We start from the raw sequence: 15,060 nt of genomic DNA, 5'->3' as shown, positions 1-15,060 counted from the left end.
GCGGGCGCCCTCTCGGAGCACGAGGGCGCCCTGCGGGCATCGCTGCAAGCCGCCTACGGCATCCGCCTCCTGACGGGCGGGCGTACGGAGCCAGCGCGCACCCCGCGCGAGATCGGCGACTACGTCGCGCATCTACCGCACGGGTGCGCGCTCTGGGTCGAGACAGGCGGATGGCTCGCGCTCTCCGACGAGGCGCACCTCCTGCGAGAGTCCGTCTTCCGGCTCGAGGTGCTCGCCTGGCAGCAGACCGAGGGCAAGGGACCGAAGCCCGAGCGCATCCCCCTCCCGCCTTCCGCCGCTGAGCAGCGCGCCCAGCAGCGCGAGCAACAAGAACGCATGGCCGCGAAGGCGCGCCGGCACGCCGAACGCGACCGGAAGCGATCGCCCACGCCGTAGGGAGGCTCCGCATGCCCACTGGGGTCGAGATCGCCAACGCCTACATCGCGCTGCAGGTGAAGATGCCGGGCGCCGCCCGCACCATCGCCGCCGAGCTCGGTCAGGCCGCCCCCGCCACGGCGTCCGCCGGCCGCAACATCGGTAGCACGATCCTGTCCGGCGTCGGCTCGGTCCTGAAGGCTGGCGTCGCTGGCGTGGGGACCGTCGTCGGGGCCGGACTGGCGACCGCCCTCGTGAAGGGCTTCGGGCGTTTGAACGCGATCGACGTCGCGCAGAAGAAGATGACGGGTCTCGGTGTCTCCGTCGAGGACACCACGGTCGCGATGAAGAACGCCCTCGACTCGGTCAAGGGAACGGCGTTCGGTCTCGGTGACGCTGCGGGTGTCGCGTCACAGCTCATCGCCGCGCAGATCAAGCCCGGAGACCAGCTCTCCGGCGTCCTGAAGGGCGTCGCCAACTCCGCCGCCGCCGCCGGTATCGGTATGGGCGAGATGGGGTCGATCTACGCGAAGGTCGCCTCGGTCGGCAAGGCACAGAACGACTCGCTCCAGCAGGTCGCCGAGCGTGGCATCCCCATCTACAAGCAGCTCGCGACAAACCTGGGCGTCACGCAGGACGAGGTGTTCAAGCTCGCCTCCGAGGGCAAGATCAACTTCGAGCAGTTCTCCGCTGCTATGACGTCAGCCGCGGGCACCGTCGCCGACGAAATGGGCGGCACGATCGGCGGCTCCTGGGCGAACTTCATCGCCTCCCTGGGCCGCATCGGAGCCGGTCTGACCTCGGGCCTGTTCCCGAAGATCGCTCCCGCCATCCAGGCCATGACGACCGCTCTCGGCCCGCTCGAGGACATTGCCGCCCGCGCGGGTGCAGCCCTCGGGACGTGGCTCGGCCCCTGGATCGACAAGATGACGGCCTGGATCGCGGCGATCGACTTCACCAAGGTGGAGTCCGGCGTGATCGGTATCTACGACCTCGTCGCGAAGGGCGACTTCACCAGCAAGTTCCGTGAGGCGTTCAACCTCGAAGAGGACTCCACCACGGTCTCCGTCATCCTCGGGATCCGCAACGGAATCTCGGGTCTGTACGACCTCATCGTGAAGGGCGACTTCACGACCGCGCTGCGCGAGGCGTTCAATATCGAAGAGGACTCCGGCTTCGTCACCTTCGTGCTCGGAGCGCGGGACGCGGTCGGGTCGTTCTTCTCCTCCCTCACCTCGGGTGACTTCTCGGGCGCGGCGTCCAGCATCGGCGCGTCTCTGCAGACCCTGTCGCCGGCGCTGTCGGAGTTCGGCGCGCAGCTGCCGAAGGTCGGGCAGGCCGCGGCGAAGATCACCGCCGGCGGCGTCGACGTGCTCAACCAGGTGCTGTCTTTCCTGGCCGACAACGTCGACACGATCATCCAGTTCATGCCGCTTATCGTCGCGGGCTTCGTCGCCTGGCGCTTCGCGTCGGCGGCTGTCGCGAACGCGACTCTCGCGCTGCGCGCGGGTGAGCTCGCGGCGGCACCGATCTACTTCGCGAACAACATCATGCGCAACAACTCGGTGCGCATTGAGCGGCAGCTCGCGATGGCGAAGGCGGCATCCACCGGGGCCACGAACGTCGCGGCCGCGGCCACTGTGCGCAGCACGTTCGCGACCGTGGCATCCGGCACGGCGGCACGCGTCGCCGCGGCCGGCCAGTGGCTGCTGAACGCGGCCCTGCGCGCGAACCCGATCGGCATCATCATCACCGCCATCACGGCGCTGGTGGGCGGGCTCATCTGGTTCTTCACGCAGACCGAGCTCGGGCAGGCCATCTGGGGTGAGTTCACCCGCTTCCTCGGCGAGGCGTGGACGAACATCATGGGGTTCTTCACTGCCGCGTGGGAGAACGTCATCCAGCCGGTGTTCCAGGCCATTGGCGAGATCGCCGTGTGGGTCTACGAGACGATCCTCAAGCCCGTCTTCGACGGCATCGGGACCGTCGTCAACGCCGTCGCCGGGGTCATCGGCTTCGCCGTCGACCTCGTCGTGAACTACTTCCGGTTCTGGGGCGCCGTCGCGGTGTGGCTGTGGGAGAACGTCGTCCAGCCCGTTTTCAAGGCCATCGGCGACATCTTCAACTGGATCTGGACGAACGTGATCAGCCCGGTCATCGGGTGGATCGTCGACTACGTCAACCTGCTCGGGCTCGGCTTCCGCATCCTGTGGGAGCAGTACGTGCAGCCGGTGTTCGCCGCGATCGGCGAGGTCTTCAACTGGATCTGGCAGAACATTATCTCCCCGATCGTGGGATACATCACGGCATCGATCAACGGGCTCGGGATCATCTTCGGGTGGCTCTACGAGAACGCGATCAAGCCCGCATGGGACGGCATCAGCGGGGCGATCTCGAACGCGTGGAACTGGATCCGTGACAACGTCTTCGCACCCTTCGGTGTCGGGATCGACGCGATCGGGAAGGCGTTCGAGGCCACCGCCGGAGCCGTGGCGAAGGCGTGGGAGGGCATCAAGCAGGCCGCCGCTGCGCCGATCAACTTCGTGCTGGACACGATCTGGAACAACGGTCTCCGTTCGTTCTGGAACGACCTCGTGCACGAGCTGAAGCTCGACGACATGGCCCTGCCGAAGGCGCCCCTGGTGAAGTTCGCCGAGGGTGGCGTGATGCCCGGGTACACCCCGGGGCGGGATGTGCACCAGTTCTGGTCGCCGACGGCCGGTGGGCTCGCGCTCTCCGGTGGCGAAGCGATCATGCGCCCGGAGTTCACCCGCCTGGTGGGTGGCGCTGCCGGGGTAGACGCGCTGAACGCTGCGGCCCGTGCCGGGCAGTTGCCGTTCGGTGACGGGCCCGGGACGTTCGCGGGCGACGTGTGGGACACCATCACCCGTGCCGCGTCGATGGCGTGGGAGTTCCTCACCAACCCGGGTCAGGCGATCCAGAAGCACGTCATCGACGGGATCATCACCCCGATGGCGTCCGGGGAGAACATCTTCGGTCGCACCATCGCGGGTCTCGCGGGCAACACGCTGAAGGGGCTGGCGGGCATGTTCCCGTCGGCGTCGTCGGTGGGTGGCGCCGGCATGGGCTGGGAAGCGATGTGGAAGATCGTGCAGGCCGGTGTGCCGGGCGCGGTGCTCACCAGCGCCGCACGTCCGGGTGCGGTCACCGCGAACGGTGGCCAGTCGTACCACGCCCTCGGGCGTGCCATCGACCTGATCCCGGCGTCCATGGCGACCTTCGACGCCGTCGCGAAGCTGTTCCCGAACGCGTCCGAGCTGATCTACAGCCCGGCCGGGAAGAAGCAGCTCCTCAACGGTCAGCCGTTCGACGGATGGTCGGATGCCGTCCGCGCGCAGCACTACAACCACGTGCACCTCGCGATGGCGAACGGCGGCGTCGTACCGAAGCTGTACGACAAGGGCGGGTGGCTGCCTCACGGTGGGCTTGCGCTCAACCTGTCCGGTCGCCCTGAGTACATACAGGATCCGGAACGGTCAGAGGCGATGCGCCGGGGCGGCGGGATGCCGACCGAACTGGTGGTCGTCGATTCCGACGGCGTGCTGATCGGCCGGATGCGTGTCGAAGCAGCCCGCGAGGTAGCTGGGGCTGCTCGAGCGGATGACCGTGCGTGGTCGGGGGGGAGTAAGTCGCCGTGATCGTGACTCTCGTCGCTGAGACCGGGTTCGCCCCCGTCCCGCATGTTCGTATCGGTCTGATCGATGCGGACTCGTGGGATGGGGGCGGGCCGGGCACCGCGGGGCCCGACCGTCTCGACGGTGGCAATCCCTCCACTGCGTCGACCGGTCTCGATGCCGGGTCGCCGAACACGCGGATCGTGACCGTCCCTGAGGGGACCGATCAGGTCACGCTCTGGTGGGAGAGCGAGGGGCGTTCGGACATAGTTCCGGGCGCTGTGCGTCGTCCACTGACGGGCGCGTTCGGCCACCTGGACGTGGAGGCCGGTTTCGACGTCGAGACACGCTACGAGGCGGAGTGCTTCGCCGGGGGCGTGAGCCTGGGACGCGTCGTCCTCGGATCGGTCGTCCTGCCGTGGGTAGGGGATGAGAACGGCTGCATTGTTCAGCAGCCGATGAACCCGTTCCTGCACGCGGTGGTCGTGAACCTCGAGGGGTCGTGGCCGTCGCTGACGTGGGAGGCGCCGGGTGACCTCGTGCGGACGCAGGGGGCGGTGTTCCCTTCCCTGGTGAGTGCGGGGCCCCGGCAGTCGGCGCAGGACGTGTCTTTGGACTTCGGGGCTCCGACGCGAGAGGTGTCGCAGCGGGTGCGGGCGACGCTCGGCACGCAAGCGGAGCCGCAGCTCCCGGTGTGGCTGGTGCGCTCGCATCAGGGGATCTTGCCGCGCCGGTTCTACGGGCACGTCAAGACGCTCAAGGAGACGGATCTCGACATTCAGGGTGATGACGAGTGGTGGTCCGAGTTCACCGCGGTGGTGACGGAGATCGCGCGTCCGGCGCCGGGTCTTCAGACCGCTCCGTTGTCGTACGACGACCTGGATGTGTCGTACCCCGATTACGACGCGCGCGACGCGGCGTACACCTCGTACGACGCGATGGACACGGACTGGTCGCTGGCGGGCGCCGCCGGGTGAGGAGGCGGCATGCGCGACGTTCAGGATGCCACGCGCCAGCTCTTCGCTGACCTCGCCGAGGGGCGCGGTGGTTTCGACGCCGTCTGGTCGGCCGACCTCATGTACGACGGGGAGCGGCGACTGTCGAACCTGGCGATCGGTGAGCCCGATCTGTCGTGGGATCTGGGTCGGTTTGTCGTCGCGTCCGGGTCGGTGCCGGTGGTGTGGTCGGACGTGTTCGGCTCGTCCATGATTCCTCGGCGCATCGGTGACTGGTTCTCCCCGTTCGGGGCGGAGCTGCAGATCGATGTCGTGATCAGCGCTGGCAAGTACCAGGACCGGATCCCGATGGGACGGTTCATCATCGACGCGGTGCCCGACGCGGAGGATCGTCGGATGCTGTTCGATGGGCAACCGTTCACGGTGGGCGAGTCGTTCAAGCTCGAGGTGAGCGACCGGCTGACGAAGGTCGCGCGGGATGAGTTCCGGGTGCCGACCCGCGCTACGTCGACGTCGGCGTGGCAGGAGGTGCAGGCGCTCACTGGGTTCCCGATCCTGAAGTCGGTGCCGGATGCTGTCGTGCCGGCGGGTATGGCGTACGAGGGTGCGAAAGAGCCGATCGTGAACAAGGTGTTCGACCTGATGAACGCCTGGCCGCACCTCACCCCTGACGGTGTGCTCACCGCGCTTTCGAAGGCGTGGGGTGACCCGGTGGACACGATCCGGGGGCGCGTCTCGAGCCCCATTTCGATGACGGCCGACAACACGTACAACAGCGTCGTGGTCGAGGGGAAAGGCGACGACGGGGAACCGATCTTCGCGTTCGCCGAGATCGTCGAGGGCATCCTCCGCACCACGAACGCGGGTGGCGCTGTTTCCCCGTTCGGGTCTCGAACGTTCCGGTACGCGTCGGAGTTTCTCCGCACGTACGACCAGTGCGCGAACTACGCGCGCACGCTGCTGCAGCGCGTGTCGAAGCTTCGGGGTGTGCGGCGCACCATCGTCGAACCGTTGAACCTGCTCCGGGAGGTCGGTGACGTGGTCATCGACGCGTCGGATGGGGCGACTGCCCGCATCACTCAGGTGAAGCATCGCGGCGCGGAGACGACGTCGGTGCTCGAGATCCCTGACGAGTAGGAGGCTGCCGTGGGTGACGCCGCACGCAAGGCCACCGCACGCAAGTCCACGGTGATCCCTCGCACGGGCCGGTACGTCGGAAACGATGGGCTGCTCGCGTTGGTCGACCTCGGGGACCAGCGGGTGCCGGTGCAGTTCGCGACCCCGTGGGTTCCGCAAATCAACGAACCCGTGTGGGTCGACTCGGTCGACGGGGTGCTCCGGCTCATCGGGCCGACGGCGCCGAAACCGGGCGTTGGCGTGGTGGAGACCATCAACGCCGCTAAGACAAGCGCGGTCGTGCAGACCAACTTCGGGAAGTTCACCCTCATCGTGGCACCATCCGACCCGTCGCCGACGTCGGGCGACACGGTCGGCATCATGTGGTCGGAACAGCCGTGGTGCACGCTGCTGGTTGACGTTCCCGACCCGGTCGTGCCGCCGCCCCCACCGGACCCATCAGGTGGGGAAGAGCGCGTCGCGGAGTTCCGTGCGATCGACGCCGGCTCCACGGACCGCGGTTCGGTTCGGTGGTGGCAGGCGCAACCGTGGGCGTCGAATTCGACGTACGGGGCGTGGTTCTACGGCGACCAGATCAAGGACACCATCCCCGCGGGGGCCGTGTTCGTGTCGCTCGAGTTCTTCGTCGCACGGGTGCAGGACCAGGGCGATCAGCCGCGGTTCACGTTGCACTCCGACGCGCGGAAGGGCGGCATCCCCGCGATGTCGCCGTGGACCCTGTGGGATCCGCCGAACGGGTGGCAGACACCTCCGAATGCGGAGGCGTGGTTCAACGAGCTCAAGGGTGGTGGCGGGCGTTACGGCGTCGGCCTCGACCAGGGCGGTTACAACAAGTTCGCCAGCCTCGCTCAGGACGGGATGTCCGGGGCGCTGCGCATCAGATGGAGGTAGCAGATGGGCCATTCACTTTCCCCGACCGGGAAGCCGATCTACAACAGCACGCCGGAGACGGTCGCTGACCTGCAGGCGGCGGTGGACTTCGCCGAGTCGACGGGCGGCATCCTGAAGGGCACGGCGACGCAGCGGGGCAACCTGACGACGGCGCAGTGGCCCGTGGGGTGGCTGTTCTCCGAGACCGACACGGGGCGCCTGTACCTCCGCACCACGGCGGAGACGACGGGTGTCCTCGTCGGCGGCAAGGGCCTCCCTCACTTCGCGTACCAGCGGATCGACCCGTACGGCTTCGACACCACGCTCGCCGCGATCACCTACGCGGAGACCCCGTTCGAGGGTGAACTGATGGGCTTCACCACGAACAACCGCCGCGTTTTCACCTGCGACATCGCCGGCGTCTACGTCGTGGCGGCCGTCGCCGCGGCGATCTCCGGCGCGGGAATCACGGAGACGTACACAAACCTGCAGATCCAGCGGAACGGGGTCACCCTCGCCGCCGGTAACTCGCAGTCCATCGCCCGCGCGGGGTGGTTCACGTCTCCCACGGCAACGGCGTCCGCGACGGTCCGGTTCCAGCGTGGGGACACCCTGCAGGTCGCGATCCAGTCCGGCGCTGCGGTGCAGGGCGCCGCCGGTCCCAACTGCGCCATGTTCGTCGACTACCTCCACCCCTGAAAGGCGGTCAGATCATGGGCTATATCCGTCCTGTCCCGTTCAATCGGGCCACGTCGTGGGCGACGCACCGTCGCCGCAATCCGCCGTCCACCGAGCCCGGTGTCGACTACTTCTGCCCGATCGGGACACCGGTCGCGGCGGCCGAGTCCGGTCGCGTGGTGGACACGGGCGATTCGATCGGCCCGGCGACCGGTCGGTTCGTGACCATCGACCTCGACGACGGGCGCCGCGTCCGTTACCTGCACCTCTCCCGCCGCGCGGTCGGCCGGGGCGAGCGGGTCTCGCGCGGCCAGGTCGTCGGGTACTCCGGGGCGACCGGGTACGGCGAAGAGGACTGGTCCTGGAACGTCGCCGAGACCGGCGGCGCGCACGTCCACATGACCGTGTGGGCCACACAGCGGTACAACTTCGGGTCGAACGCGACGCTCGACCCGGAACCCCTGATGTCCGAGACGCCCGGTTTCGCTGGAACCGGTGCGAAGCCGTTCGAGTCCCCGACCGTGGTCGAGGAGAAAGAAGAACCGACCATGAAGATGATGAAGGCCGACAACCGTGGCACCGCGCTCGTCGGGGCGGGGTACTTCAAGAGCCTCACCCCGGATCAGGAGTCGGCGTGGGCGAAGCTCATCGACCCGGCTGTGCAGATCAGTCCGGACGAGTTCGATCAGGTGCGCGCGTCGTCCGTGTGGGGTGATGCCGACTACACGTCGTCCGCGACGCTCAGCCCGGCGACGGTGGACGCAATCGCGCAGCGGCTCGCACAGATCCGGCCGTCCTGATGGAACGGTTCCCCGTGCCCGAGCGGAAACGTCGGGCGCTTGAGGCGACCATCCGCATCATCGACATCGTCGCGTACTTCATCATCTTCGTCGGCGGGTGCTACGCCCTGTTCTTCACCCCCGACAGCGTGCAGCGCGAGCTCTCCGGCGCGGAGTGGCTGGTGCCGCTGTGGGCGGGGTTCCTGCTCGTCGGGGGCGGTATGGGGATGGTGGGGCGCATCACGCGCATCTGGATCCTCGAGCCGCCCGCGGACGTCGCAGCGATCGCGGGCGCGGCGATCTACTTCGTCGTGCTGGGGAACACCCTGTTCCAGTCCGTCACCGCGGGTGTGGCGACGACGTTGGTGTTCTACGCGATCATCCAGATGTTTCGCCGCTACATCGAGTTGCAGATCTTCGGGACGGATCCGAAGGTGCACAGCTTCACGGACCGGATCGCGGAGTCGCTTCGGAGGCGGACGGCGAACGTCGCTGCACGAGAGGAGTAACCGTGCAGGACGTCAACATCGTCGCGATCCTCGTTGCGTGCCTGGGGGCGGGCGGGTTGGGCGCGTTCGCGCGTGAGCTCGCTGACATCGCGTCGAAGGTGCGCCGTGGCGTATCGACCCGTGAGACGAACCGGAAGAACGACATCATCGGGCAGCGTGACGAGGCGCTCGCCCGCGCGGCTGCGGAGCAGAAACGCGCCGACGACGAGCGTGGCCGCCGTATTGCCTGGCAGGAGCACGCCGGCATCCTCGCGTACCGGCTGCGCATGGCCGGCATCTCCCCGGACGCATTGCCGGACGGGCTCGAAGACACCATCAACCCCACCTGACCGGGAGGTCACCATGAAAGCTTTGTTCGATTCCATCGTCCGCACGTTCACCCCGCTGATCGTGGGTGCGGTGATCGGGTGGTTCGTGACCGCCGGCATCACCCTTGATCCCGATTTCGAGGGTGCGCTGACCCTCGTCGTGTCGGGTGCGTTCGCGCTCCTCTACTACGTCGGTGCGCGTCTGCTCGAGACGTACGTGGCGCCGCGGTTCGGGTGGCTGTTGGGTGTCGCCCGTCAGCCGATCTACGCGTCCCTGCCGGATGCGAGCACGTCCACGCGGGAGGCGTATCAGGCGGCTCTTGATCCGCACCGTACGGCGTTCCGTAACCGGGGCGCTCACAACGAGTGATCCGGGTGCTGGCGGCGGTCCTCTTTGTGTGGGCCGCCGCCGCTCTTACCTACCCTGCGCTGTCTGGCGCACACAGAGAACGCGCCGCCGTGCGGCAGGAGCAGGAGGCTCGACATGGCTAATCTCGTTGGCCCGATCCAGCACAAGCGTGGTACGACCGCGCAGTGGGCGTCGTCCACGGTCCCGTTGAGGGACGGTGAGATCGGCATCGACACGACGCTGCGGCGGATGAAGGTTGGTGACGGGGGAACCCTGTTCCCGGACCTGGGGTGGGCGTCCACCGATCAGGTGACGCTGGACCGGATCGAAGCCGTGGCCGCGTCCATCGACGATGCGGTGAGCGTGTCGGATGCCGTGATGGCGACCGTGCAGGCGGACCCGTCCTCGGCGTTCGCGGTGGCGCAAAAGGCCACGATTGCTGCTGCCATTGCCGCTTCGGGCGGTGGCGGCGGGTACACCGACAACGGTGACGGCACCGTAACTCTCAACCAGGGATCGTTTGTCGACAACGGCAACGGCACCGTCACGATCGGAGCGTAAATCCATGAGCGCAACTCTTTACACGAAGGCTACGGTCGACGCGCTGCTCGACGTCATCCGCGCCAGCCGTCGCGCCGTTACCCGGGCATCGTTCTACGGCGACTCGATGACGGCGCTGAACCAGGGCGGATACGCCCCCTACGGCAGTCTCGTCTGCGACTACCTCGGACTCTCGGGCTTCAACCCGTCCATCGCCGGTGAGCGCACAAGCGACATCTCCCTTCGCCAGGGCGGATACGCACCCCGCTTCAAGGTGCCCGGTGGCGTCATTCCCATCGACACGACCGAGTTCGCCGTCACCATCGACGAGACGTACGTGTCGGGGTTCAACCCGGCCGCCACGACGAAGGGCAACATCGGCACGTTCCGAAACGTGTCGTTCATGGGTGTCACGGTCGACCTGTTCCACATCAACAACACGTGGACAATGCAACGCGTAGCAGCCGCGCTGGGCAGTAACCCCCAGCCGATCTCGGTTCCGGCTTCGGGCGCGGTTGTGCGCGATATCGCGTCCACCGCCTGGCGGGACTCCGTGCAGATCTACATGGGCGGCTTCAACGGTGGCGACCAGGTCAAAGACGTCGCCATGATGAGCGCCTACCTCTCTGACCCCACCCGGTTCGTTCTGCTCGCCATGTCGCGCGGACAGTCGGGGAGCGACCCCACGGGATACAACACGGAGGTCGCGAAGTGGAAGGCTGCATACCCCGACCAGTTCTTCGATATGGCCGAGTACGTCCGCCTCAATGGTCTCGCCGACGAAGGTCTCACCCCCACTTCGCAGGACGCCACCGACATCGCCGCGGGCATCGTCCCGACCAGCCTGCGACGCGCTTCGAACGACCCGCACTACAACGCGTTGGGTCATCGCGTGATTGCCCGCCGTCTCGCCGAACTGCTCATCGAGCGCGGATTCGTGCGCGCGAGCTCCTCGCACCGCATCCCGGCACGCGCCGCGGTAGGGGCAAAGGGGCTGCTGTCCCTCCCGTCGACAGGATCGGTTGCGAGCTTGGCTCCGAGCACGGCACTGCAGGCGCTCGACAAGATGTCGATCCGTCTCATTGACGTGAAGATCCCGTCTCTCACCTCGACTGAGCAGTACCGGGCGCTCGTCAGCCGGTGGCAGTCCGGGGCCGGGGTGTGGCAGTTCCTTCTCGACGGGAACGGAAAGCTGTTCTTCCAGGACGCCAACGGTGCAGCCGGAACGCAAGCCGCCGCGATCGCCCCGAACGCGCAGGGCGTCATCAGCCTGCGTTCGGACGTCGACCGGGCGGCGGGCACGCAGTCGTTCTGGACATCACTCGACAGTGGCGCGACGTGGACGCAGTACGGCACCACCAACACCGGACGCAGCACCACGAACCCGCTCAGCGGAAACTCCGCCGCTCAGCTGCGCCTTGGCGCTACCAGCAGCCGAGTCGCTATCGAAGGCTCGACCATCAAGCAGCTCGTGATCCTCGCGGGAGATGGGTCGACCGTCCTTGATCACAGCTTCGCGGTGACCGGTGTCGGCGACTGGGCGCTGTCGGGTGGTGCGGTGGTGGTGTCCGCCTAGGCGGGCGTCAGCCAGGAGCGGAACTGCTCGGAGACCAGGCCGGCTATGTAGTCGTGGCCGGCCTGGTTGACGTGCGCGCCGTCGAAGTCGAACCCCTCGCTGTTTGCCTCGGTCATCCACTTCGATGCGACGGGGTTGATGGTGAGGGCATCGAGCTGCCGTGCGGTGTTCTCGATCGGGGTGGCCATGCGTCCGAGCATGTCGCCCAGGGGTTGGGGCGCGGCCGGGCCCATGACGACGACGCGGGCGTTCGGCCACTGTTGCTTCGCGCGCTCAACGGTGGTGCGAACAGCGTCGGTCAGCGCCTCCGGGGTAGCCGCGTGGTCGTTCTGTCCTCCCTCGATGAGGACGAGGTCGTAGCTTGTCCCGGCGTGGCTGGCGAGGCGGTCCGCGAAGGTGCCGCCGGCCTTCTGGGCGACGGTGAATCCTGTTCCGCCAACTCCGTCGATGTCAGCGTTCCATCCGAGGGTGTTGGCGACCTGCCGAGCCCACGTGCGGTCCTTGTCGTCGGCACCGGTGCCCTGCATGTAGGAGTCACCGAGCATCAGCACGCGGGGCGACTCGGGGAGCGTGAGTTCAGCCACCGGCGTCGGCGTGGGAGTGGGCGTGACTGCCGCTGCGGGTCGGGCGGTGTAGTCCGCGGAGGGGGTTCCCTTTCCCGGCCCGATGAGGGCGGCGACACCGACGACAGCAACGATGCCCGCGATGGCCACGACGGCCAGCCAGTGCGCCACGCCCCCGGTGCTGTCCGTCCACCAGTTCGAACCGCCGTGCCCGCGCTTTCCCATGCGCGCGAGTCTATGCGACACCTGAGACTGCATCACCCGTGCGCAGATAGCGCCATCCACGACAACGCCCCCGGCGCCTGCCTTTGAGCAGGTGTCGGGGGCGTTTCGTCGTTGTCGGGGTACGCTCAGCCACATGAAACGCATAGGGGCGATGTTGTTGGGGGCTACGGTCATCGGGGCGGTGCTGGCGGGGTGCAGTGCGCCGGCCGCAGTGCAGAGCGAGGGGACGCCGGTCGCGTCGTCCACTCCCGCCCCGTCCGTGGCGGAAGCGGCATCCGAGCAGGGGACGCGGAAGAACCCGATCCCGTTCGGGCAGGCGTACACGTTCGAGGACATCGGTGAAGCCGGTGGACCCGCGTGGAAGGTCACCATCGACCAGCCTTACGACATGGGTGAGGAGATCCTCGCCGACGCCGTCGCGAAGTACGGCGACAACGAGGACTACCTCGTCTACGCACGCCCCGAGGCGGGGACGATCTTCCTCGGCTACACCGGAACCGCAGAGCGCCTGCTCGAGTACCCCGCCCAGCCGGGCAGCGACCTGGATCTCGCCATCGTCGGCTCCGACGGGAAGACGTACGAGGCGATCACGATGGGCGTGGGCGGGCCGGAGGAGAACATCGTCAACATCTCCGACATGTACGCGCCCGCGTCGGCACGGTTCTCTGACGTGCAGATCGTCCCGCAGGGTGTGACCGCGGCGCAGGTGCTCGTGACGATGCGCAACACCGGCGAGGCGATCTACTTCGGCACCGCAGGCTAAGCCGGGAGGTGGCGCACCGTCACCGCGTTGCGCCACACCACCGGCTGCCAGTGCCCGCCGTCGCACGGCACCTCGAGCACGACTACCCGGTCGTTCGCGCCGACCGCCCACGCTTCGACGCGTTCGGCGGCACGGTTGGGCCACTGCACCCACGCCCACACGGGAAGCTTCGGGTCGAACCACTCGATCGGTGCGGGCCCGAACGCCTGCTGGGGGAGCGTCTGCGGCGGCACCGACGACAGCGTGCGCGACAGCATCTCATCGCTGACCTTGTTCGACCCCATGACAGACCGGTCCCCTTCCCCGGCCGAGAGGAACACTACGTCAGGTCGCCGACATCGCCCGCACTCGTGAATGTCGGAGGTTGGGGGGACACTGTCCGCATGCCCACCGTCCCCGATCTCTTCGCGTTCGAGAACAGTCACCCCCGGCACACCAGCCACAAGGAGGCGCTGATCTTCGACGAGCTCGGACTGCGGCCGGCGCGGTACTACCAGCTGCTCCGCCACGCTGTGATGTCCGCGGAGGGGTGGGCGCTGGACCCCATGCTCTGCCGTCGCGTCCTCTCGAGGGAGGCAGCGTGATGGACCACGCGCTCGAGGAGCTCATGCCGGACGAGGACGTCGACGGGCTGTTCGTCATGTGGGTGTGCGAGTGCGGGAAGCGTGGCCGCGCGGCGACGCAGCAGACCGCGCACACGGCGTGGCGCAAGCACGCCGAGCGGGGCGAAAACGTCTGGTGCGGGGGAGTGGTCTGAGCGCACGAAGAAAGCCCCCGCTTGGCGAGACGGGGGCTGTACTTCGGGGCTCGGTCAAAAGGCTTCTTGGATCACCCGGTAGGTTCCGGCGGCGCGACCCTCAAGCATCCAGCCGAACGTACCGGGTGGCATCCCCCAACCAACCGGGAACCACTCGCCAGTGTCAGCATCCAGGTATTCGACCGTCGTGATGCTGGACTTGCTCACGGCTTGCTCGCTTCCTGCCGCTTGTCTGCGGCGTTCGTTCTTCTGTGGTGGTGTCCGGTCATGATGCTGACCTTCGTGGTTCCGACTGCCACTGGTGCATCGTCAGCGTGTCGCCACCGGTCACGTTCCGGAACTCACGACGAGCGCCGTCCGCGTTGTGCGTCCTGACGGCGCCGCGGGCACCCTCGCGCATGCGCTCCACTGATGCCTCAGCTATGTCCCGGCGCGACTTAGGGAAGGTCTTGTAGTCGAGGTGAGCCTCAAGGATCCTGGCCTCAGCAGCCAGTAGGACGCGAAGCTCATAGATCTCGTCGAGAGCATCGCCCAGCGTCTTGTCCTCCACTGCGGACTCCTCTGCTCTTCTGTGGTGATGGCCCACGGGTGTATTCCTTCGTGCGTAGTTCATTTCCAGCCGAGCCGCGCCCATTGTTCGAGAGTTAGCGGTTCCGCGTACGACCAGTTCTCGTAACGACCGTCCTCGGTCCGCAGCATGTCCATAGATCCCTTGCGATCGTGTCGCAGGGTTAGGTCGCAGGGCGGGCGGGTGGTGGTGCGCATCGGAGTCTCTTTCGTGCGTATGCGGGTGGTTTCGTCGTGCCGTTGGCGGGGACTCCGTCGTCCCCTGCTCATCTTCTGGCGTGCCGCGCTTCCGCGTTCACCGCCACCGGCCTGATGGTGTTCGTGCTCATGAACACAAAGCTAGCGCGCGTGCATGCAACACGCAAGCGCGCATGCCGGTGCGTCGCGGGCGTGCCCACATTTTGCCCACAGGTGACGAGGGGCAACCAGGGTCTTCGGGGGTCAGAGGGTGCCAGAAAACGCGGTTGCGGCGG

Annotated in this window: 18 protein-coding genes; 14 read left to right on the top strand and 4 right to left on the bottom strand. The window is 67.4% G+C overall.

Annotated features, from left to right (window positions below):
* Positions 1-407: 407 nt before the first annotated feature.
* From ASE56_RS10380 to ASE56_RS10330, 11 genes are all read left to right on the top strand, one after another.
* On the top strand, positions 408-4,034 hold the full coding sequence (locus ASE56_RS10380) for a tape measure protein (protein WP_056228871.1): 3,627 nt from the start codon (positions 408-410) through the stop codon (positions 4,032-4,034).
* Positions 4,031-4,987, top strand: coding sequence for a hypothetical protein (locus ASE56_RS10375; RefSeq protein WP_056228867.1), 957 nt, complete (start codon positions 4,031-4,033; stop codon positions 4,985-4,987). Before ASE56_RS10380 ends, ASE56_RS10375 begins: the two co-directional genes overlap by 4 nt.
* Positions 4,988-4,996: 9 nt before the next feature.
* Positions 4,997-6,103: a hypothetical protein gene (locus ASE56_RS10370; RefSeq protein WP_056228864.1), complete on the top strand. Its 1,107-nt coding sequence runs from the start codon at positions 4,997-4,999 to the stop codon at positions 6,101-6,103.
* Between the two features lie 9 nt (positions 6,104-6,112).
* Positions 6,113-6,994 carry a hypothetical protein gene (locus tag ASE56_RS10365; protein ID WP_056228861.1) on the top strand — a complete coding sequence of 294 codons (882 nt, stop codon included), beginning with the start codon at positions 6,113-6,115 and terminating at the stop codon, positions 6,992-6,994.
* Between the two features lie 3 nt (positions 6,995-6,997).
* Positions 6,998-7,672, top strand: coding sequence for a hypothetical protein (locus ASE56_RS10360; RefSeq protein WP_056228857.1), 675 nt, complete (start codon positions 6,998-7,000; stop codon positions 7,670-7,672).
* A 14-nt stretch (positions 7,673-7,686) separates the two neighbouring features.
* Positions 7,687-8,451, top strand: coding sequence for a M23 family metallopeptidase (locus tag ASE56_RS10355; protein WP_056228854.1), 765 nt, complete (start codon positions 7,687-7,689; stop codon positions 8,449-8,451).
* A gap of 14 nt (positions 8,452-8,465) precedes the next feature.
* Complete coding sequence (locus ASE56_RS10350) at positions 8,466-8,939, top strand: hypothetical protein (protein WP_156371673.1); 474 nt, start codon at positions 8,466-8,468, stop codon at positions 8,937-8,939.
* A 2-nt stretch (positions 8,940-8,941) separates the two neighbouring features.
* Complete coding sequence (locus tag ASE56_RS10345) at positions 8,942-9,268, top strand: hypothetical protein (protein ID WP_056228846.1); 327 nt, start codon at positions 8,942-8,944, stop codon at positions 9,266-9,268.
* A 13-nt stretch (positions 9,269-9,281) separates the two neighbouring features.
* Positions 9,282-9,617 (top strand): hypothetical protein, encoded by a 336-nt coding sequence (locus ASE56_RS10340; protein ID WP_056228844.1) that lies wholly within the window; start codon positions 9,282-9,284, stop codon positions 9,615-9,617.
* A 114-nt stretch (positions 9,618-9,731) separates the two neighbouring features.
* Entirely contained in the window at positions 9,732-10,157 is a 426-nt protein-coding gene (locus ASE56_RS10335; protein ID WP_056228840.1) for a hypothetical protein, read from the top strand.
* Positions 10,158-10,161: 4 nt separating this feature from the next.
* Entirely contained in the window at positions 10,162-11,712 is a 1,551-nt protein-coding gene (locus tag ASE56_RS10330) for a hypothetical protein (protein ID WP_056228836.1), read from the top strand.
* On the opposite strand, the gene ASE56_RS10325 is transcribed toward ASE56_RS10330, so the two are convergent.
* Positions 11,709-12,500, bottom strand: a complete 792-nt coding sequence (locus ASE56_RS10325; RefSeq protein WP_056228832.1) for an SGNH/GDSL hydrolase family protein — start codon at positions 12,498-12,500, stop codon at positions 11,709-11,711. The two genes, ASE56_RS10330 and ASE56_RS10325, sit on opposite strands and share 4 nt — an antisense overlap.
* 133 nt (positions 12,501-12,633) lie before the next feature.
* Here ASE56_RS10325 and ASE56_RS16960 point away from each other — a divergent pair, with 133 nt between their 5' ends.
* On the top strand, positions 12,634-13,263 hold the full coding sequence (locus ASE56_RS16960) for a hypothetical protein (RefSeq protein ID WP_156371672.1): 630 nt from the start codon (positions 12,634-12,636) through the stop codon (positions 13,261-13,263).
* Here the strand turns inward: ASE56_RS16960 and ASE56_RS10315 are convergent.
* Entirely contained in the window at positions 13,260-13,547 is a 288-nt protein-coding gene (locus tag ASE56_RS10315) for a hypothetical protein (RefSeq protein WP_056228825.1), read from the bottom strand. The two genes, ASE56_RS16960 and ASE56_RS10315, sit on opposite strands and share 4 nt — an antisense overlap.
* Before the next feature lie 99 nt (positions 13,548-13,646).
* On the opposite strand from ASE56_RS10315, the gene ASE56_RS10310 reads away from it, so the two are divergent.
* The gene (locus tag ASE56_RS10310; RefSeq protein WP_056228823.1) at positions 13,647-13,847 is read left to right on the top strand and encodes a DUF3263 domain-containing protein; all 201 of its coding nucleotides are present in this window, start codon (positions 13,647-13,649) and stop codon (positions 13,845-13,847) included.
* On the top strand, positions 13,847-14,020 hold the full coding sequence (locus tag ASE56_RS16955; protein ID WP_162234504.1) for a hypothetical protein: 174 nt from the start codon (positions 13,847-13,849) through the stop codon (positions 14,018-14,020). Before ASE56_RS10310 ends, ASE56_RS16955 begins: the two co-directional genes overlap by 1 nt.
* A gap of 54 nt (positions 14,021-14,074) precedes the next feature.
* On the opposite strand, the gene ASE56_RS16950 is transcribed toward ASE56_RS16955, so the two are convergent.
* Together ASE56_RS16950 and ASE56_RS10305 are read right to left on the bottom strand one after the other, a co-directional pair.
* Positions 14,075-14,227 (bottom strand): hypothetical protein, encoded by a 153-nt coding sequence (locus tag ASE56_RS16950; RefSeq protein ID WP_156371670.1) that lies wholly within the window; start codon positions 14,225-14,227, stop codon positions 14,075-14,077.
* A 58-nt stretch (positions 14,228-14,285) separates the two neighbouring features.
* Positions 14,286-14,570: a hypothetical protein gene (locus ASE56_RS10305; RefSeq protein ID WP_056228820.1), complete on the bottom strand. Its 285-nt coding sequence runs from the start codon at positions 14,568-14,570 to the stop codon at positions 14,286-14,288.
* Between the last annotated feature and the right edge of the window lie 490 nt (positions 14,571-15,060).

It is taken from the genome of Microbacterium sp. Leaf203 (assembly GCF_001421275.1).
Classification (GTDB): domain Bacteria; phylum Actinomycetota; class Actinomycetes; order Actinomycetales; family Microbacteriaceae; genus Microbacterium; species Microbacterium testaceum_A.
This window is presented reverse-complemented; position numbering and strand designations above follow the sequence as displayed.

Coding starts and splice junctions, on each gene's coding strand:
- ASE56_RS10335 (WP_056228840.1), top strand. CDS start 9,732: ATGGCTAATCTCGTTGGCCCGATCCAGCACAAGCGTGGTACGACCGCG.
- ASE56_RS16960 (WP_156371672.1), top strand. CDS start 12,634: ATGAAACGCATAGGGGCGATGTTGTTGGGGGCTACGGTCATCGGGGCG.
- ASE56_RS10330 (WP_056228836.1), top strand. CDS start 10,162: ATGAGCGCAACTCTTTACACGAAGGCTACGGTCGACGCGCTGCTCGAC.
- ASE56_RS10355 (WP_056228854.1), top strand. CDS start 7,687: ATGGGCTATATCCGTCCTGTCCCGTTCAATCGGGCCACGTCGTGGGCG.
- ASE56_RS10370 (WP_056228864.1), top strand. CDS start 4,997: ATGCGCGACGTTCAGGATGCCACGCGCCAGCTCTTCGCTGACCTCGCC.
- ASE56_RS10315 (WP_056228825.1), bottom strand. CDS start 13,547: ATGGGGTCGAACAAGGTCAGCGATGAGATGCTGTCGCGCACGCTGTCG.
- ASE56_RS10380 (WP_056228871.1), top strand. CDS start 408: ATGCCCACTGGGGTCGAGATCGCCAACGCCTACATCGCGCTGCAGGTG.
- ASE56_RS10310 (WP_056228823.1), top strand. CDS start 13,647: ATGCCCACCGTCCCCGATCTCTTCGCGTTCGAGAACAGTCACCCCCGG.
- ASE56_RS10340 (WP_056228844.1), top strand. CDS start 9,282: ATGAAAGCTTTGTTCGATTCCATCGTCCGCACGTTCACCCCGCTGATC.
- ASE56_RS10360 (WP_056228857.1), top strand. CDS start 6,998: ATGGGCCATTCACTTTCCCCGACCGGGAAGCCGATCTACAACAGCACG.
- ASE56_RS16955 (WP_162234504.1), top strand. CDS start 13,847: ATGGACCACGCGCTCGAGGAGCTCATGCCGGACGAGGACGTCGACGGG.
- ASE56_RS10325 (WP_056228832.1), bottom strand. CDS start 12,500: ATGGGAAAGCGCGGGCACGGCGGTTCGAACTGGTGGACGGACAGCACC.